The organism is Polaribacter sp. M10, from assembly GCF_054968445.1.
This window is the reverse complement of record NZ_JBSSBG010000001.1, coordinates 429,346-448,985: the sequence shown is the minus strand read 5'-3', so window position 1 is coordinate 448,985 and position 19,640 is coordinate 429,346. Positions and strand designations below refer to the sequence as shown.

Below are 19,640 nucleotides of genomic sequence, written 5' to 3'. Positions count from 1 at the left end.
TCTTAATTTTTTTTGAATGGTAAACCTAATTCTCCTAATAATGACTTAGCTTCTTTATCAGTATTTGCAGATGTTACAAATGTAATATCCATACCGTTAATTTTTTTCACTTGGTCAATATTAATCTCTGGAAAGATAATTTGTTCAGTAATACCTAAGTTGTAATTACCTCTTCCGTCAAATCCATTAGCTTTTATACCGTTAAAATCTCTAACACGTGGTAAAGATGCAGTAACTAATCTATCTAAGAATTCGTACATTTTATCACCTCTTAACGTAACTTTTACACCAATTGGCATTCCTTTACGTAATTTAAATGATGCAACATCTTTCTTAGACATTGTAGAAATTGCTTTTTGACCTGTAATTTTAGTCAATTCTTCTACAGCATAATCTATTAATTTCTTATCTGCTATTGCAGCACCAACTCCTTTAGAAACCACTATTTTTTCTAATTTAGGTACTTGCATTACATTCTTATAACTGAATTCTTCAGTAAGAGTTTTTATAACTCTTTCTTTGTATTCTGCTTTTAATCTTGGTACGTAACTCATGATTACTACTATTTTTTAGTTTTTTTAGAGATTCTAGTTTTAGTATCTCCATCAACATTATAACCAACTCTTACAGCAACACCATCTTCTACTAACATAACATTAGAAATGTGTAATGATGCTTCTTTTTTTACAATACCACCTTGAGGATTTTGAGCACTAGGTTTTGTATGCTTAGATACTAAGTTTACACCTTCTACTATTACTCTATCTTTATCCTTGATAATTTGTAAAACTTTACCTTCAGATCCTTTGTTGTCACCTGCAATTACTTTTACAGTATCTCCTGATTTTAATTTGAACTTCTTCATCTTATATAACGATTTAAAGCACTTCAGGTGCTAATGATACTATTTTCATGAATTGTTTCTCACGAAGTTCACGAGCTACAGGACCAAATACACGAGTTCCTCTCATTTCCTCTGTAGGATTTAAAAGTACACAAGCGTTATCATCAAATCTAATGTATGATCCGTCTTTACGTCTAACTTCTTTTTTTGTTCTTACAACAACTGCTCTAGATACTTGACCTTTTTTTACAGTTCCGTTAGGAGTTGCAGCTTTAACAGATACCACAATCTTGTCTCCAATACTTGCGTAACGTTTTTTTGTTCCTCCTAAAACTCTAATTACCAAAACTTCTTTAGCTCCAGTATTATCTGCTACTTTTAATCTTGATTCTGTCTGTAACATATTATTTAGCTCTTTCTAGGATTTCTACTAATCTCCAACGTTTAGATTTACTCATAGGTCTAGTTTCCATTATCCTTACAGTATCTCCTTCGTTGCAATCATTCTGTTCGTCGTGTGCAACATACTTTTTCGTTTTTAAAACGAATTTACCGTACATTGGGTGCTTTACTCTCTTCGTTTCTGATACAACAATAGATTTCTCCATTTTGCTACTAGAAACAACACCAATTCTCTCTTTTCTAAGATTTCTTTTTTCCATCTTTAAAACTGACTATAGAATTATTGTAATTCTCTTTTTGTTAATTCTGTTGCAATTCTTGCTACAGTTCTTCTTAAGCTTCTCAACTGCAATGGATTCTCCATAGGAGTTATTGCGTGAGCCATCTTAAGATCGGTATAATTCTTTTGCAACGCTACCAACTTCTCATTAAGATCTGCTGTAGATAATTCTTTTATTTCTGATTGTTTCATTGTATTTAGAATTATGCGTTAATATCAAAATCTCTTGCTATTACAAACTTCGTTTTTACTGGAAGTTTTTGAGCTGCTAAACGTAAAGCTTCTTTTGCTACGTGCATTGGTACACCACCAACTTCAAACAAAATTCTACCTGGTTTAATAACTGCAACAAAATGATCTGGTGCTCCTTTACCCTTACCCATACGTACCTCTAAAGGTTTTTTGGTAATAGGTTTATCTGGAAATATTTTAATCCATAATTGACCTTCTCTTTTCATATGACGCGTTGCTGCAATACGAGCTGCCTCTATTTGACGAGAAGTTAATAAGTTCTGATCTATGGATTTAATACCAAACATCCCATTAGAAAGTTGATTTCCTCTTTGAGAATTACCAGACATATTTCCCTTGCCCTTCTGTACCTTACGGTATTTTACTCTTTTTGGCTGTAACATTTTTAATTTCTAATTTTAAAAATTATTTTCTTCTACGAGGTCCACGTTTAGATCTTTCACCACCTTTACCACCTTGCTTTTTAGACAAGCCAACTAATGGAGATAATTCTCTTTTACCATAAACTTCACCCTTCATGATCCATACTTTTACACCTAATCTTCCATAAGTAGTATGAGCCTCTACAAGTGCATAATCAATATCAGCTCTAAAAGTAGATAGCGGAATTCTACCTTCTTTAAAATGCTCTGAACGTGCCATTTCTGCACCATTTAAACGACCTGAAATTTGGATTTTAATTCCTTCAGCATTCATTCTCATAGTTGCTTGAATAGCCATTTTGATAGCTCTCTTATAAGAAATTCTATTTTCTATTTGACGTGCTACACTAGTTGCAACTAATTTTGCATCTAATTCAGGACGTTTTATTTCGAAAATATTAATTTGAACTTCTTTACCTGTAATTTTTTTAAGTTCTTCTTTTAACTTATCTACTTCTTGACCACCTTTACCGATAATGATACCTGGACGTGCAGTAGTAATAGTTACAGTTACAAGTTTAAGCGTACGCTCAATAATTACTCTAGAAACACTTGCTTTAGATAATCTAGCATTAATATACTTTCTTATCTTATCATCTTCAGCAATTTTATCTCCGTAGTCATTTCCACCATACCAGTTAGATTCCCAACCTCTGATGATTCCTAAACGATTTCCTATTGGATTAGTTTTTTGTCCCATTTCTACTTTGATTAATTACTTAAATTTTTGCTACCTAACTCTAAAGTAACGTGATTAGAACGCTTACGAATTCTATGAGCACGTCCTTGTGGAGCTGGTCTTAACCTTTTTAACATTCCTGCGCTGTCTACACAAATAGACTTAACATATAAACCTGCGTCTTCTATAGATGCATCTTCATTTTTAGCTTGCCAGTTTGCAATTGCAGACAATAACAATTTCTCTAAGTTGATAGATGCTTCTTTAGGGCTAAACTTTAAGATTTGTAAAGCTTTTTCAACTTCTACTCCTCTTACCTGATCTGCTACTAAACGCATTTTTCTTGGTGATGTAGGACAGTTAGTAAGCTTAGCGAAAGCACGTTGCTTTCTATCTGCTTTTAACTGATCTGCCATATTTTTTTTACGAACTCCCATTTCCTACTATTTTTTTCCTTTATTTTTTGCACCAGCGTGTCCTCTAAAAGAACGAGTTGGTGAAAATTCGCCTAATTTATGCCCTACCATGTTTTCTGTAACATAAACTGGTACAAACTGACGTCCATTATGAACAGCAATCGTTTGTCCTACAAAATCTGGAGTAATCATACTTGCTCTAGACCAAGTTTTAATTACAGTTTTGTTACCAGCTTCTACATTAGCTAACACTTTTTTCTCTAATTTATAGTGAACGTAAGGTCCTTTTTTTAATGATCTTGCCATAACTTATTATTTCTTTCTACGTTCTATAATATACTTATTACTAGCTTTAGTCTTAGATCTAGTTTTATAACCTTTAGCAGGTATACCATTTCTAGATCTTGGATGACCTCCTGAAGAACGACCTTCACCACCACCCATTGGGTGATCAACTGGATTCATTCTTACAGCATTTACTCTAGGTCTTCTACCTAACCATCTTCTTCTACCTGCTTTACCAGATACTAATAATTGATGATCAGAATTAGAAACAACTCCAATAGTAGCAGAACAAGTTAAAAGAATTAATCTTGTTTCTCCTGAAGGTAATTTAACTGTTGCATATTTACCATCTCTTGCCATTAATTGAGCAAAAGAACCAGCAGAACGAGCCATAACAGCTCCTTGACCTGGGTGCAATTCTATACAAGAAATAGTTGTTCCTAAAGGAATTTCACTTAAAGGCATAGCATTTCCAATTTCTGGAGCTACACCACTACCTGATACAATAGTTTGACCTACTTTTAAACCGTTTTGAGCAATTACATAACGTTTTTCACCATCAGCATAACTAAGTAAAGCAATAAATGCAGTACGATTTGGATCGTACTCAATAGTTTTTACTGTTGCAGGCATATCATTCTTATCTCTTTTAAAATCGATAATACGATATCTTTGTTTATGACCACCTCCAATATTACGAGTTGTCATTCTACCTTGATTGTTTCGACCTCCAGATCTTTTTTTCGGTGCCAATAATGACTTTTCCGGCTTATCAGTTGTTATGGTGTCGAACCCATTTACAACTCTAAAACGCTGACCTGGTGTTATTGGTTTTAATTTTCTAACTGACATTCTGTCTTTTCTTAAAGATTGTTATAAAAATCAATACTTTCTCCATCTGCTAACTGCACAATCGCTTTTTTATATCCACTTTTAACACCAGTTACTAAACCTTTTTTAGTAAACTTAGTATTTCTTTGAATTGGATAATTTAAAGTTTTTACGCTTGAAATAGAAACTCCATAAGTTGCTTCTACAGCATCTTTAATTTCTATTTTATTAGCTTTTTTATCTACAACAAATGCATAACGATTATATAATTCGCTATCGTTTGTTGCTTTTTCCGTAATAATAGGTTTAATTAAAATACTCATATCCCTATTTGCTTAAATTTGAATTAATTCCCTCTAAAGAACTTTCAGTAATTACCACTTTATTAGCATTTAAAACACCATAAGTATTAATTTCTGAAGCTTTTACCACTTTAGAATTTTTTAAATTACGTGATGATAAATACACATTTGCATTATCATTACCTAAAACAAATAATGATTTTTTAGCATCTAATTCTAAAGCTTTTAAAACTTCTACAAAGTTTTTAGTCTTTGGAGTATCGAAGTTTAAATCTTCGATTACTACTAAATTATTATCATTTGCTTGAATACTTAAAGCAGACTTACGTGCTAAACGCTTTAAGTTCTTGTTTAATTTAAAAGAATAATTTCTTGGTCTTGGACCGAACATACGACCTCCACCTCTAAAAACACCAGACTTGATAGAACCTGCTCTTGCAGTACCAGTTCCTTTTTGTTTTTTTATCTTTCTTGTAGAACCAGTAATTTCTGCTCTTTCCTTAGACTTGTGAGTACCTTGACGTTGGTTAGCCAAGTACTGTTTAACATCTAAATAAATTGCATGATCATTAGGCTCTATACCAAATACATCACTAGAAAGCTCAACCTTTCTACCTGTATCTTTTCCTGTAATATCTAAAACTGCTAATTCCATTATTTCTGAATAGTTACAAAAGCATTTTTGTGTCCAGGAATAGCTCCTTTAACAACAAGTAAGTTCTTTTCAGCAACTACTTTTAATACCTTTAAGTTTTGTACTTTCACTTTTTCTCCACCCATTCTTCCTGCCATACGCATTCCTTTGAATACTCTTGCAGGATAAGATGCAGCACCAATTGAACCAGGAGCTCTTAAACGGTTATGCTGACCGTGAGTTGCTTGACCAACACCACCAAAACCGTGACGTTTTACAACACCTTGAAAACCCTTACCTTTAGACACACCTGATACATCAACGAATTCGCCTTCTTCAAAATGCTCTACAGTAATAGCATCTCCTAATTTATACTCTTCTTCAAACCCTTGGAATTCAACGACTTTTTTCTTAGCAGTGGTGCCAGCTTTTTTAAAGTGACCATCTAACGCTTTGTTAGAACTCTTCGCCTTTTTGTCATCGAAACCAAGTTGCAACGCATTGTATCCGTCAACCTCTTCGGTTCTGACTTGGGTAACAACGCAAGGACCTGCTTCGATTACTGTACAAGGAATATTCTTCCCATTTTCGTCGAATAAGCTGGTCATTCCAATTTTTCTACCTATTAACCCAGACATTTAGTTAAAATTTTAGACGATAGATATATTTATCCAGCGCGTCTATTATTAATAATTATTTGTTTTGAAACAGTTGTTTCACTTTTAATCCTTCAAATTTCACTTAAAAAAAAAACAGCGCAAACAAATTCAACGCTGATTTTGTTTTTCCGTTTTTCCTTCGCGAAACGCTCTGGACATGTGACTATTATTGATTTTTACATCAAAAAATAGTTTACCCTACTCTATTTCGGGTTGCAAAAGTATAAAAAACTTTCGGTTTAACAAAATTAAACCGAAAGTTAGACACTTTTTAATTTTGAAATAGATTCCGAATCTAGTTCGGAATGTATTCAACTACAAACTTTTCTGAAGAAAAGTTAAGTTTCATTACACTTTAATCTCAACTTCAACACCACTTGGTAACTCAAGCTTCATTAAAGCATCAATAGTTTTCGAAGAAGAACTATAAATGTCTAATAATCTTTTGTAAGCAGCTAATTGAAATTGCTCTCTAGATTTTTTATTTACGTGTGGTGAACGTAAAACTGTAAAAATCTTCTTATGTGTTGGTAAAGGTATTGGTCCGTTTACAACAGCACCAGTACTTTTTACTGTCTTTACGATTTTTTCAGCAGATTTATCTACTAAATTATAATCGTAAGACTTTAATTTTATTCTAATTTTTTGACTCATCTTATATTATTTAGTCGATTAACCTTTAGATTTTGCAATTACCTCTTCAGATACATTTGAAGGAGTTTCTGCATAGTGTGAAAATTCCATTGTAGAAGTTGCTCTACCAGAAGACATTGTTCTTAAAGCAGTAACATAACCAAACATTTCTGATAAAGGAACTAATGCTTTAACAACTTTAGACCCTGCTCTATCACTCATGTCGTTTACTTGACCTCTTCTTCTATTTAAATCTCCAACAATATCACCCATGTTTTCTTCAGGAGTTAAAACCTCTAATTTCATCAACGGCTCCATAATTTTAGCTTTAGCAGCTTTAGCAGCAGCTTTAAAACCTAATTTTGCAGCTAACTCAAAAGATAATTGATCAGAATCCACTGCGTGGAAAGATCCATCTTTTAAAGTTACTTTCATTGAATCCATTTCATAACCCGCTAAAGGACCATTCTTCATTGCTTCTTTGAATCCTTTTTCTACAGAAGGTACAAATTCTTTAGGAACGTTACCACCTTTGATTATAGATTCAAATTGTAATCCTTGAACACCTTCATCTGCTGGCTCCATTGTAAATACAATATCAGCAAATTTACCACGACCACCAGATTGTTTCTTGTAAACTTCTCTATGATCTGCAGCAGCTGTAATAGCTTCTTTATATTCTACTTGAGGCTGACCTTGGTTAACTTCAACTTTGAATTCACGTTTTAAACGATCTACAATTACATCTAAGTGTAACTCACCCATACCAGAAATAATTGTCTGACCTGAAGCCTCATCAGTTCTTACTGTAAAAGTAGGATCTTCTTCAGCTAACTTTCCTAAACCAATACCTAATCGATCTACATCAGCTTTAGTTTTAGGCTCAACAGCAATACCAATTACTGGATCTGGGAAATCCATAGATTCTAAAACAATTGGGTGTTTTTCATCTGTTAAAGTATCTCCTGTTTTAATAGATTTAAAACCTACAGCAGCACCAATATCTCCAGCTTCGATAAAATCAATTGCGTTTTGCTTATTAGCGTGCATTTGATAAATACGAGAAATACGTTCTTTTTTAGCTGAACGATTGTTTAACACGTAAGAACCTGCATCTAAACGTCCTGAATACGCTCTAAAAAATGCCAAACGACCAACAAAAGGATCTGTAGCAATTTTAAACGCTAAAGCAGCAAATGGCTCTTTAACATCTGGTTTACGCAATTCTTCTAAACCTGTATCAGGGTTTGTACCTGTAATACCTTCTTTATCTATAGGAGAAGGTAAATAACGACAAACAGCATCTAATAAAAATTGAACACCTTTGTTTTTAAACGCAGATCCACAAATCATAGGAATGATAGCCATATCCATAACAGCAGCTCTTAATGCATTATGCACTTCTTCTTCTGTAATTGAATCTTCATCTTCCATGAATTTTTCTAAAAGATCCTCATCATAACTTGCTACTTCTTCAATTAAAAGTGCACGGTATTTACGAGCTTCTTCTTTCATATCCTCAGGAATTTCGATAACATCGAAAGTTGCTCCCTGAGTTTCATCATGCCATACAATAGCACGGTTTTTAACTAAATCTATGATACCTTTAAACTCATCTTCGTCACCAATGTTTAAAACGATTGGCACCGCGTTTGACTTTAACATATCTTTTACTTGTTGACAAACACCTAAAAAGTCTGATCCTTGACGATCCATTTTATTAACGAAACCGATTCTCGGCACTTTATAGTTATCTGCTAACCTCCAGTTTGTTTCAGATTGTGGCTCAACACCATCAACTGCTGAAAACAAAAACACCAAACCGTCTAATACACGTAATGATCTATTTACCTCTACAGTAAAATCTACGTGACCAGGAGTATCAATAATATTAAAATGGTATCCTTTTGTTTCTGGAGTTGGTTGCGCATTTTCTAACGGAAATTGCCATGTACAAGTTGTAGCTGCAGAAGTAATTGTAATACCTCTTTCTTGCTCTTGTTCCATCCAGTCCATAGTTGCTGCACCATCATGTACTTCTCCAATTTTATGAGAAACACCAGTGTAATACAAAATACGTTCTGTTGTTGTTGTTTTACCAGCATCAATGTGTGCTGCAATTCCAATATTACGAGTAAATTTTAAATTTCTAGCCATTATTATTAAAATCTAAAGTGTGAGAATGCTTTATTGGCTTCTGCCATTTTATGAGTATCTACTCTTTTCTTAACAGCAGCTCCTTCTTCTTTAGCCGCAGCTAAAATTTCAGCAGCTAAACGCTGTGCCATGGTTTTTTCATTTCTCTTACGAGTGTATAAAATCATCCATTTAATAGCCATAGACACTTTACGATCTGGTCTAATCTGCATTGGAATCTGAAATGTTGCACCACCTACTCTACGAGATCTTACTTCTACGTGTGGCATTACATTAGACAAACCTTCTTTCCAAATTTCTAAGGCTGTTCTTTCTTCTCCTTCACCTTTTCTTTCTTCTACGATATCCATTGCATCATAAAATACTTTAAACGCTACTGACTTTTTACCACTCCACATCAAGTTATTCACAAAACGTGTTACTAACTGATCATTAAACTTTGGATCTGGTAATAAGACTCTTTTTTTTGCTGCTCTTTTTCTCATGTCTTTACATTAAAAAAGTTACTAATTTTACTTTTTTGGGCGTTTTGCACCATACTTAGACCTACGTTGGGTTCTACCCTCAACACCTGCTGTATCTAATGCTCCACGTACCACGTGATATTTAACACCTGGTAAATCTTTTACCCTTCCACCTCTAACTAATACTATCGAGTGCTCTTGTAAGTTATGTCCTTCACCTGGAATGTATGCGTTTATCTCATTACCATTTGTTAATCTAACTCTGGCAACTTTACGCATTGCTGAATTAGGTTTCTTTGGTGTTGTAGTATAAACACGAGTACAAACTCCACGTCTTTGAGGACAAGACGACAAAGCAGCCGATTTACTCTTCTTAGTTATTTTGGTTCTTCCTTTACGAACTAATTGTTGAATAGTTGGCATACTAAATTATTACTGTTTTTCGTTTATTATTAAACTTTGCTCTTTTTTAAGAGTGCGCAAATGTACGATTAAATTCTAATTATTCAAATATCAGTGAGTTATTTTTTAATAATCATTTTTTAATCGTGCAATTTTACGATTTTATTTTACTTTTGATACTCTGACTCCATCAATTTTGAAGCAAACAAAAACATTCTACCTCCTCGCATTTTTTCTACTACACGCAACGTATTGTTTTAAAGCACAAGATTTATCACTCAAAACAACATCAACCCAAAAAGAAGATTTAAAAACTATTGGTAAAATTGAATACCAAAAAACACATAAAGACACTACAGCTATCTTTAATGAAATAAAAACAATTTCTGAGTATTTAAAAGAAATCGGATATTTTACAAACACAATAGACAGTGTTTCTAAAAAAAACAACCATTACACTGCATACTTAACTCTAAACACTAAAATAAAACAAGCCGTTATTAAAATTGAAAAAACAACTTCGTTAATATTAAAAGACTTTAATATTATAGGAGATTCAATTTTTATATCCATTGATAATTTAAAGTCTACTCTTTTAAATATCTCTGATGTTTTAGATACAAATGGAAAATCATTTTCTAAAGTTCAGTTAAAAAATATTCAAATAAAAAAAGACGTATTGTATGCCGATTTAGATATTCATCCATCTAAAAAAAGAATCATCAACAAAATTATTGTTAAAGGATATGAGGGTTTCCCAAAATCATTTTTAAAAAACTATTACACTATTAAAAAGAATACGCTATTTAATCAAAAAAAAATAAATGATATTTCGAACGCAACTAAGGATCTAGAATTTATAAAGGAGATAAAACCTCCTGAAGTTTTATTTACAAAAGATTCTACATTAATATATATGTATCTTAAAAAAGTCCAAAACAACAGTTTCGATGGAATTGTAAATTTTGCATCAGATGAAGAAGGTAAAGTATTATTTAATGGAAATTTAGATTTAACCTTAAACAACGTTTTAAATACAGGTGAAAAATTCGGATTATTTTGGAACAGCATTGGAAACGAAAGACAAGAGTTTAAAATTAATACTGAAATACCTTACATTTTTAACTCAAGATTTAGCGCAGGTGTGTCATTCTCTATTTACAAACAGGATTCAACTTTTTTAAACACGAAATTTGACACTAAACTCTCTTACAACATTAACACTAGAATAAAAATTGCAGCCACTTACAACTCTGAATCATCAGAAAAATTAGAAGCATTGATAAATGACAATACTGAAACATTTAACAATTACTTCTTTGGTTTTCAATTCAACTATAACAAACCAAAAAACGATATTTTTAATAATGATAAATTTTCTTTTGATATTAATCCTGCTTTTGGAGTTAGAAAACTCGAGAACAACACTACCAATCAAATAAAAATTCAATCATCAGTATCTTACATTTGGGATTTAAATCAGAGAAACAGCTTTTACATTAAAAACACATCAGGATTATTAAGCTCTAACAGTTATTTAGACAATGAAATTTTTAGGCTTGGTGGCGCAAATTCATTAAGAGGTTTTAACGAACAAAGTATATTTACAAAAAACTTTACCTACTTTAATTTAGAATACAGATACCTAACCTCTAAGACTTCTTACTTTTATAGTATAACAGATTACGCTTTTTTAAACGTTAAAAATTTAATGGGAATAGGTATTGGATACCATTTCATAAAAAACAATTCTTCCTTTAACATTAACACAGTTTTCGGAAATAATACAGAAGAAAACTTTAAATTGAATTATCCTCAATTAAATTTAAAATGGAGTACATTTTTTTAGATTTTATTTATTATTTTAATAATTTTAACATTTTATTTTTATCAATTTACCAATTTTAACATTTTTTTCGTAATTTTTTGTGAGTATTTAAATTATATTTTTAATATTTGAATTAACTAATTCAAATAAATTAAATAATGAAAACAACGTTTAAAGGAATTTTAACACTTCTTTTAGTGTTAGTTGTGCATTTATCTACTTTTGCACAAGAAAAAACAGTTTCTGGGACTGTATCTGAAGCATCAGGACCTCTACCAAGTGTAAGTATCTCTATTAAAGGAACTTCTAAGGGTACTGAGACAGATTTTGATGGTAAATACTCCATTAAAGCAAAGCCGGGAGAAATCATAAGTTTTAGCTACGTAGGCTATAAAACAGTAGAAAAGATTGTTGGCAGCTCTTCTATAATTAATGTTAGCATGGAAGAAGATTCTAGTATTTTAGAAGAAATTGTAGTAACAGCTTACGGTATTAAAAGAGAGAAAAAATCTATTGGTTACGCTCAACAATCTGTTAAAGGAGATGCAATTGGCAAAGCAAGAGAAATGGATATTTCGAATGCAATTGCTGGTAAAATATCTGGTGTACAAATTGTAGGTAACAATAGTTCTACATTTGGTACTTCAGAAATTAAACTTCGTGGTGAAGACAACGTACTTTATGTAGTAGATGGTATTAGAATTACAGATATTACCGATATTAATCCAGACAATGTAGCTTCAATGTCTGTTTTAAAAGGTGGATCTGCAACTGCTTTATATGGCCCTGATGGAGTAAATGGAGTTGTTGTAATTACAACTAAAAAAGGAGAAAAAGGTAAAGCAACTTTTCAAATAAACCATGCAACATCCTTTAACTCTGTTACTAATTTACCAGAATATCAAAATGAATATGGAGGTGGTTACTCTCAAACTTTTAACACCTTTTCTTACGATCCAGCTGTAGACCCAGCTTCATGGGCAGCTTTTGACGGTCAAAAAATTGTTGAATATTATGCTGATGAAAGTTGGGGTCCAAAATTAGACGGAACTTTAGTTCGTCATTGGGATTCTTGGATAGAAGGCAGCCCTGAATTTGGCCAATTAAGAGCCTGGAGCCCTACAACTAACGATGTTGATCAATTTTTCACTACAGGTATAACCAACAATACAACTTTTTCTTTTTCTAAAGCAGATGAAGATTACAGTATTAGAACCTCTTTAACCTACATAGATCAAGAAGGTGTTGTACCAAACTCAAACCAAGAAACTACAAGAGCATTAATAAATGCTAGCTATAAAATAAACGACAAATTTGAAGTTTTTGCAAACTTGAATTATGAAGACAGAACTCGTTTAAATAACCCAGATCAAAACTACGGTAATTTAGGCTCTAACTTTAACCAATGGTGGCAAAGACAATTAGATTTTAGTAAACTTAGAGAATACGAATTAAATGGTCAAGTATATTCTTGGAACATTAAAGGTGTTAGAGATACTGCCCCATTATATTGGGACATGCCTTATTTCGAATCTTATGAAAACATCAGAAACGATGACAAAACATCATTCTTTGGAAAAATTGGAGGTACCTATTCCTTTAACGATAAATTAAGTGTTTTAGTTGAAGCTCGAAGAACTTTCAATTCTTATTTTAGTGATGATAGAGGAACTACAAAAAGTCAACTTGTTACCCCATTTTACACAGAATATACTTCTAGAAGAAAACGAAATGAAGTGTTTAGTATGATTACCTATACTGATGAATATTTAAATGGCGATATTGACATTACCGCTAATGTTGGAGCTGAAAGCACAAATTACTTTTTTAGAAGTGTAGACGCTTCTACATCTGGTGGATTAACAATTCCTAACTTTTATAATTTAGCAGGTTCTAAAGATGCTGTTATTACTACGCCTTATATTTCTGAATGGAAATCTAGAGGTCTTTTCTCAAAAGTTTCTATAGGTTATAAAGACTTAGCTTACTTAGACGGTTCTTATAGATTTGATTGGAGATCAACAGCTAACCCAGACAACAATAGAGTAGAAACTTATGGAGTTTCTGGTAGCTTCTTAGCTCATAAAGTTATACCTAAAAACGATGTATTAACTTTTGCCAAAGCAAGAGTAGGGATGTCAACATCTCCTTTATTTCCTTCCGTTTATCAAATTTCGGCTGTATATGATGTATCAGACCCACTTTATCAAGGAGAAGGAACAATGGTTGTAGACAACACACAAGCAAACCCTGAGTTAACAGGAGGTTTAAGAGAAGAATTAGAGATTGGTACAGAATTAAACTTTTTCAATAACAGAATTTCGTTAGACTTCACATATTTTAACAGAAAAGATAAAGAAATCCCTGTAAGCGTAGATTTAGATGGTGCAACCGGCTATTCTAACACGTTTGTTAATGCAGGCCAAACTTCATCTAAAGGTATCGAATTAGCTTTATTTGGAGATATTATTAAAAAAGAAGATTTTGTTTTTGAACTAGGTGTAAATTTTGCAACATTAAAGAAAACTGTAGACGCTATTTATGGAGATATTCAAACTAGAGACCTTAGCACATATACTACCAGCATGAGACTACAAGAAAGAGTTGGTGAAGAATGGGGTGTGTTTTACGGAACAGGGTTTGCTTTAGACGAAAATGGTAATAAAATTATTAACGAAAGTAATGGTAGCTACTCTTATGCACTACAAAATAATAAAAAATTAGGATCATTACTTCCAGATTTTACAGGAGGTTTAACAACAAACTTTACTTACAAAAACTTTAACCTTAGCTTAGGTTTCGATTTTCAAGTTGGTGGTCAATATTACTCTAGAACAGACAGGTATTATGTACACTCAGGATTATCTCCAGAAACTGCAGGTTTAAATGATAAAGGAAACCCTAAAAGAGACGCTGTTGCTGATGGTGGAGGTGTACATATTGTAGGAGTGCTACAAACAGGCACAGATGCAGAAGGAAACCCTATTTCAGATGGTACAGTTGTAGATACTTATTACGATGCACAAAGCTGGTATGGATTAGGTAACATAGGTTTAGTATATGAAAACAATTTATACGATGCTTCTTATGCAAAATTAAGAACCATCAGACTTAATTATAATTTCGAAAAAACTTTTGTAGAAAAATTAAAATTAGACGCAGCTTCTATAAGTGTATTTGCAAATAACGTTTGGTTAATTTACTCAGACTTACCTTGGGTAGACCCATCTGAATTAGAAAAAAGATCAGGTTACAACTGGGCTGAAAACGGTACTTTACCTAGCACAAGAAATATCGGTTTAAATCTTAAACTAACATTTTAAAAATTAACAAAATGAAAAAAACAATAAAAATATTAGCAGTATTTATAGCCTCTATAGCTATTTTTAAATCCTGTGAAACTGTTGACTTTGGTAATATCAACGATAATCCAAACGGACCAACATCTCCAATTACATCACAGCTATTAACTTCAGCTCAATCCTCTGTAGCTTCTTTAATTACTGATGTAACAGGAATCTGTTATGTACAGCACATCACAGAAGGACAATACCCAGGCCCATCAAGATACACCACTACACAATTTTCTTACGATAGCTGGTATGTAGGACCAATACAAAACTTAAATAAAATTATCGAAGTAAACCAAGATCCTGAACAAGCTGAATCTGTAGGTGCATATGGTAACAATGACAACCAAATAGCAGCTTCTAAAATCTTAAGAGCTTACATCTTAAACTATATGACAGATCGTTGGGGGTATTTACCTTGGACAGAAGCTTTTCAAGGAGTTCAAGGAACACAACCAGCCTTTGACTCTCAAGAATTTTTATACAACTATATTTTTGATGAATTGAATGATGCTTTAGCAAGAATAAATACTGGAACAGGACCTTCTGGAGATGTTATGTTTAATGGAGACATGGACAAGTGGGCCACTTTTGCCAACACTCTTAAATTAGTACTTGCCTTAAGAATTTCTGATGCAGATGCAGATTTAGCCAAAACAAATTTCGAATCAGCAATTGCTTCAGGCATGGTTGTTTCGAGCAATGCAGATAATATAGTATTTACTTTTGGTTCTGACGATAATAGCGATAACCCTTGGGAAGATAGGTTTGAAAGTAGAGAAGATTATATTATGTCAGAAACTTTAGTAGAGAGCTTACGTTCAGAATTAGACCCAAGATTATTTAAATATTCTCAACCCTCAAGAACAGGATCTACAGACAGTCCAGCATTTCCTGGAGATATAGATGAAAAATATGTTGGAGGACCAAATGGAAAAGTTAACGGTAATGTACCAGATTATTCTTTTATTACAGGAACAGTGATTGATGATCAAACTTACCAAATTCCGATGTTAACATTAGCACAAGTAAAATTCTCTCTAGCAGAAGTAGCATTAAGATTTCCAAGCTGGAATTATGGAGGAGGAACACCAGAATCGTTATTCAAAGAAGGTATTGAAGCCTCTATGGAACAATGGGAAGTTGACACTGCAGATATTACAGATTACACCTCCACTCATACAAGCGCTACAATCACTGACATTGCTTATGAAAAATGGGTAGCTTTATTTTTAAACGGACCTGAGGCATGGGCAGAATGGAGAAGATTAGACACCCCTACTTTAACTCCATCAATTTACGCTACCGATCAAAGAATCCCTGTAAGACATGGTTATGACACTTCTATACAAGACAACAACGCAGAAAATTATGCAACTGCTGTTGCTGAGCAAGGACCTGATACAAACCATACAAAATTATGGTGGGATATAAATTAAAACTCATAAAACTTTAATAAAAAGCACTTCTAAATGAAGTGCTTTTTTTATGCAGACATTTCAAAAAATAATCGAGAAAAGTTAAAAAAAAGAGAAAAATTCTTTTTAATAAGGCTTAAAAATTAAATCGATATTATTAACATAAGTTTATTGATAGATTAACATTAATTAACATAATTAAGGTTTTTTTCTGTTAAAAAATTGTTTTTTTAAGTTTAATTTAAGACTTTTGGCACTAATTAATTCAAATAATTATACAAATGAAGACAAAGTTTAATGGAATTTTAACGCTTTTTTTAGCGTTGGTGGTGCAAATTTCTTTTGCGCAAGAAAAAACTATTTCTGGAACTGTTTCTGATGAATCAGGTGCTTTACCAGGGGTAAGTATTTTAATTAAAGGTACCAATAAAGGTACTGACACAGATTTTGACGGTAAGTATACTATTAAAGCTAACACAGGCGATGTTTTAGTTTTTAGTTATCTTGGCTATGAAACTGTAGAGAAAAAAGTTGGATCTAAAAGCACTATTAATGTAACTCTTGCAGAAGGTGGTGAAATTTTAGATGAGATTGTAATTACGGGGGTTGCAGGTGCAACTAGCAGAAAAAAACTTTCTGTAACCGTAAATAAAATTAGCGAAAAAGATTTAGAGAACATTCCAACTACTTCTGCAGCTAATGCTTTACAAGGAAAAGTAGCTGGGGTTACAGTAACTAACTTTGGTCAGCCTGGTCAAGGAGCAACTATCCAATTAAGAGGGGCTACAAACATTTTTGGTAGTCAATCTCCATTAGTAATTGTAGATGGTGTAATTGTAGAGAATGGTCTTCAAGACATTAACTCAGATGATATTGCATCTTACGAAGTTGTAAAAGGAGCTTCTGCATCTGCATTGTATGGATCTAGAGCTGGTAATGGGGTAATTGTAATTACAACTAAAAAAGGTAAAGTTGGTAAAATGCAGGTTACTTTAAAAAGTGAGGTAGGTATTTCTAAATTAAATAGCTTTATAGAATTAAATAATTCTCACCACTATCAATTAGCTTCAGATTGGCAAAGTGCTCAAGGCGTATACACAAAATATGCTGGTGTAACTTACCCAAGTGATTATAATGGATCTAACTATCAAAATGTTTCTGGTGCAAGACAAGAAGAAGAAGACTACATTGCAGATAATCCTTATGGTATATACTACAATAATCAAGATCAATTTTTTGATGCAGGTATTAACAAAAACTTATACGCTTCTGTTTCTACTGCAAGCGAGAATGCTAACTTATTCTTATCTATTGAAAAAAATAACGTAGGTGGTATCTTAAAAAACACTGGTGGATACGAAAGAAATGGGGTAAGACTGAATGGAGAATTTAGAGTAAACGAATGGTTAAAAATTAGTTCTAGAAACCAATTTGTACGTTCTTTTGACAATACACCTGGTGGTGGAACCGGAGTTTTCTTTGATGTATCTGTAATGGATCCAGATGTAAACTTAAACGCTCCAAACCCTGATGGTCAACCATACTTATATGCACCTAACACATGGGCATCTACTGTTACAAACCCTTTATATCCATTATATGCTAACCCAGAAAACAGAAACGATGTGAAGTTTTCTAGTGCATTATTAACAAACATTAAGTTTGCTGATTGGTTAAATTTAGATGTTGAATATGCGATTGAATCTTCTGATAGCAGATTAAAAGATTACACACCAACAACTACTTGGACTGGTGGTGGATCTAGAGCAGATTTGTTTGCAACTTACTCAGTAGGTAGTTATTTTATTAGCTCTTACAGAAATACTTCACAAAAATTACAAACAACGCTTAATTTTAAAGAAAACTTTGGTGAAGATTTAACAGTTACTGGTAAATTAAGTTATTTATTAGAAAATTCTGACTATGAATATTACTATGCACAAGGTAACAATGCTGTTGCAGGTGGTAGAACTATTTCATTAGACAACTACACAGATACTTTTATTGGTTCTGATGAAAACAATGCTGTAACGAATAACTATTTTGCTATTCTTGGTCTAGATTATAAGGATAGATATATTTTTGACGGAATGTATCGTATTGACCAATCTTCTTTGTTTGGTGAAAACCATAGAACAAATGATTACTTTAGAGCATCTGCTGCTTATCGTATTTCTAAAGATGTAGATATTCCTGGAATTCAAGAATTAAAAATACATGCTGCATATGGTACAGCTGGTCAAAGACCGCAATACAACTGGCAATACACAAGAAGAACTATTAGTAGTGGTATACCTTCTACATCACAAACAGTAGGAAACCCTGAATTAAGGCCATCAACAACAACCGAAAAAGAATTTGGTTTAAATGTTGACTTTTTAGATAGATTCTCTTTTGAAGGAGTTTACTCTAATGCAAAAACTGAAGATCAGTTTATGTTAGTAGATCTATTTGCTCCAGCTAACGAAGGTTCTAATCAATTTCAAAACATTGGTACAGTAGAATTTAATACAATAGAACTTGTTTTAGATGCAAAAATCATCAATAATGCAGATCTTAAATGGAACACAGGTGTAGTATTCTCTACAACAACTAATGAGGTTACTCAATTAGACATTAGCCCAAGAATTGAAGGACCTACTGATGGTGAAATTTTTAGATTAGAAGAAGGAGTTGAATTCGGTACAATGTATGGTAGAGATTTCGTTAGATCATTAGATCAAATGGCAAACCAATTACCTACGGGTAAATCTATTAGCGATTATGTTGTAAATGCAGATGGTGTTGTTGTAGAAGCAGCAAACATTGGTACAGTTTATGAAAGTGCAATTCTTAAAGAAAATGCAGACGGTTCTACTTGGGTAGGAGACGTAGGTAACTCTACTCCAGATTTCAATTTAGGTTTAAGAAACACGATATCATATAAAGGTTTTGATTTCTATATGCTTTGGGATTGGAAACAAGGTGGAGATTTATACAACAGAAATGGTCAGTGGTTAACTAGAGATAACAGACATGCTATGATAGACCAAAGTGGTAAAGCACCTGGTGAACAAAAAACAGTAAACTATTATCAAAGTTTATATGATGTAAATCAAAATAACGGTTTTTGGGTAGAAGATGCAAGTTTTGTTAAACTAAGAGAAGCTTCTATTTTCTATACGTTAGATTCAGATAAATTAAAGAATGTTGCTAACGGATTCTTCGACTCTTTAAGAATTGGTTTAACAGGTAATAATCTTTTAACTTTCACAAATTATTCTGGTTGGGATCCTGAAGTACAATTATACGATGGAGATACTTTCCAATACTATGCAGTTGACTATGGTGTATATCCTGTAAGTACATCTTATACATTATCAGTAACATTAAAATTTTAAAT

The 19,640-nt window shown here is 32.7% G+C and carries 21 protein-coding genes; 4 read left to right on the top strand and 17 right to left on the bottom strand.

From position 1 onward, the window contains the following. Nucleotides 1-2: 2 nt before the first annotated feature. The 17 genes from rplE to rpsL form a co-directional block, all read right to left on the bottom strand. A complete protein-coding gene (gene rplE, locus ACWYN7_RS01905) occupies nucleotides 3-554 on the bottom strand; it encodes a 50S ribosomal protein L5 (RefSeq protein WP_462858150.1) in 552 nt (183 codons plus the stop codon). A gap of 8 nt (nucleotides 555-562) precedes the next feature. Continuing rightward, nucleotides 563-865: a 50S ribosomal protein L24 gene (gene rplX, locus ACWYN7_RS01900; RefSeq protein WP_462858149.1), complete on the bottom strand. Its 303-nt coding sequence runs from the start codon at nucleotides 863-865 to the stop codon at nucleotides 563-565. A 13-nt stretch (nucleotides 866-878) separates the two neighbouring features. Continuing rightward, a complete protein-coding gene (gene rplN / locus ACWYN7_RS01895; RefSeq protein ID WP_068363309.1) occupies nucleotides 879-1,247 on the bottom strand; it encodes a 50S ribosomal protein L14 in 369 nt (122 codons plus the stop codon). A 1-nt stretch (nucleotide 1,248) separates the two neighbouring features. Then, the gene (rpsQ, locus tag ACWYN7_RS01890; RefSeq protein ID WP_015482229.1) at nucleotides 1,249-1,506 is read right to left on the bottom strand and encodes a 30S ribosomal protein S17; all 258 of its coding nucleotides are present in this window, start codon (nucleotides 1,504-1,506) and stop codon (nucleotides 1,249-1,251) included. A gap of 20 nt (nucleotides 1,507-1,526) precedes the next feature. Then, a complete protein-coding gene (rpmC, locus tag ACWYN7_RS01885; RefSeq protein WP_015482228.1) occupies nucleotides 1,527-1,718 on the bottom strand; it encodes a 50S ribosomal protein L29 in 192 nt (63 codons plus the stop codon). Between the two features lie 11 nt (nucleotides 1,719-1,729). Next, entirely contained in the window at nucleotides 1,730-2,161 is a 432-nt protein-coding gene (rplP, locus tag ACWYN7_RS01880; protein ID WP_068363304.1) for a 50S ribosomal protein L16, read from the bottom strand. 22 nt (nucleotides 2,162-2,183) lie between these two features. Continuing rightward, nucleotides 2,184-2,900, bottom strand: a complete 717-nt coding sequence (gene rpsC / locus ACWYN7_RS01875) for a 30S ribosomal protein S3 (RefSeq protein ID WP_462858148.1) — start codon at nucleotides 2,898-2,900, stop codon at nucleotides 2,184-2,186. A gap of 11 nt (nucleotides 2,901-2,911) precedes the next feature. Then, a complete protein-coding gene (gene rplV, locus ACWYN7_RS01870; RefSeq protein WP_397447313.1) occupies nucleotides 2,912-3,316 on the bottom strand; it encodes a 50S ribosomal protein L22 in 405 nt (134 codons plus the stop codon). A gap of 6 nt (nucleotides 3,317-3,322) precedes the next feature. Beyond that, nucleotides 3,323-3,601 carry a 30S ribosomal protein S19 gene (gene rpsS, locus ACWYN7_RS01865; RefSeq protein WP_015482224.1) on the bottom strand — a complete coding sequence of 93 codons (279 nt, stop codon included), beginning with the start codon at nucleotides 3,599-3,601 and terminating at the stop codon, nucleotides 3,323-3,325. Between the two features lie 6 nt (nucleotides 3,602-3,607). Then, entirely contained in the window at nucleotides 3,608-4,432 is an 825-nt protein-coding gene (gene rplB / locus ACWYN7_RS01860; protein WP_462858147.1) for a 50S ribosomal protein L2, read from the bottom strand. A gap of 11 nt (nucleotides 4,433-4,443) precedes the next feature. Further along, nucleotides 4,444-4,734 carry a 50S ribosomal protein L23 gene (gene rplW / locus ACWYN7_RS01855; protein ID WP_459483796.1) on the bottom strand — a complete coding sequence of 97 codons (291 nt, stop codon included), beginning with the start codon at nucleotides 4,732-4,734 and terminating at the stop codon, nucleotides 4,444-4,446. 4 nt (nucleotides 4,735-4,738) lie between these two features. Then, nucleotides 4,739-5,368, bottom strand: coding sequence for a 50S ribosomal protein L4 (gene rplD, locus ACWYN7_RS01850; RefSeq protein WP_462858146.1), 630 nt, complete (start codon nucleotides 5,366-5,368; stop codon nucleotides 4,739-4,741). Then, nucleotides 5,368-5,985: a 50S ribosomal protein L3 gene (gene rplC, locus ACWYN7_RS01845; RefSeq protein ID WP_215992970.1), complete on the bottom strand. Its 618-nt coding sequence runs from the start codon at nucleotides 5,983-5,985 to the stop codon at nucleotides 5,368-5,370. Before rplC ends, rplD begins: the two co-directional genes overlap by 1 nt. Before the next feature lie 369 nt (nucleotides 5,986-6,354). Beyond that, on the bottom strand, nucleotides 6,355-6,660 hold the full coding sequence (rpsJ, locus tag ACWYN7_RS01840; protein WP_068363283.1) for a 30S ribosomal protein S10: 306 nt from the start codon (nucleotides 6,658-6,660) through the stop codon (nucleotides 6,355-6,357). Nucleotides 6,661-6,678: 18 nt separating this feature from the next. Then, entirely contained in the window at nucleotides 6,679-8,796 is a 2,118-nt protein-coding gene (gene fusA / locus ACWYN7_RS01835) for an elongation factor G (RefSeq protein WP_462858145.1), read from the bottom strand. 5 nt (nucleotides 8,797-8,801) lie between these two features. Continuing rightward, complete coding sequence (gene rpsG, locus ACWYN7_RS01830; protein WP_459483800.1) at nucleotides 8,802-9,281, bottom strand: 30S ribosomal protein S7; 480 nt, start codon at nucleotides 9,279-9,281, stop codon at nucleotides 8,802-8,804. A gap of 27 nt (nucleotides 9,282-9,308) precedes the next feature. Then, entirely contained in the window at nucleotides 9,309-9,683 is a 375-nt protein-coding gene (rpsL, locus tag ACWYN7_RS01825; protein ID WP_018943587.1) for a 30S ribosomal protein S12, read from the bottom strand. Between the two features lie 175 nt (nucleotides 9,684-9,858). Here rpsL and ACWYN7_RS01820 point away from each other — a divergent pair, with 175 nt between their 5' ends. The 4 genes from ACWYN7_RS01820 to ACWYN7_RS01805 all read left to right on the top strand — a co-directional run bounded on the left by ACWYN7_RS01820 (nucleotide 9,859) and on the right by ACWYN7_RS01805 (nucleotide 19,638). Further along, on the top strand, nucleotides 9,859-11,511 hold the full coding sequence (locus tag ACWYN7_RS01820; protein WP_462858144.1) for a BamA/TamA family outer membrane protein: 1,653 nt from the start codon (nucleotides 9,859-9,861) through the stop codon (nucleotides 11,509-11,511). A gap of 137 nt (nucleotides 11,512-11,648) precedes the next feature. Then, entirely contained in the window at nucleotides 11,649-14,813 is a 3,165-nt protein-coding gene (locus ACWYN7_RS01815; RefSeq protein WP_462858143.1) for a SusC/RagA family TonB-linked outer membrane protein, read from the top strand. Nucleotides 14,814-14,824: 11 nt separating this feature from the next. Further along, entirely contained in the window at nucleotides 14,825-16,279 is a 1,455-nt protein-coding gene (locus tag ACWYN7_RS01810; protein WP_462858142.1) for a SusD/RagB family nutrient-binding outer membrane lipoprotein, read from the top strand. A 260-nt stretch (nucleotides 16,280-16,539) separates the two neighbouring features. Further along, nucleotides 16,540-19,638 carry a SusC/RagA family TonB-linked outer membrane protein gene (locus ACWYN7_RS01805; protein ID WP_462858141.1) on the top strand — a complete coding sequence of 1,033 codons (3,099 nt, stop codon included), beginning with the start codon at nucleotides 16,540-16,542 and terminating at the stop codon, nucleotides 19,636-19,638. The last annotated feature ends 2 nt before the right edge of the window (nucleotides 19,639-19,640 follow it).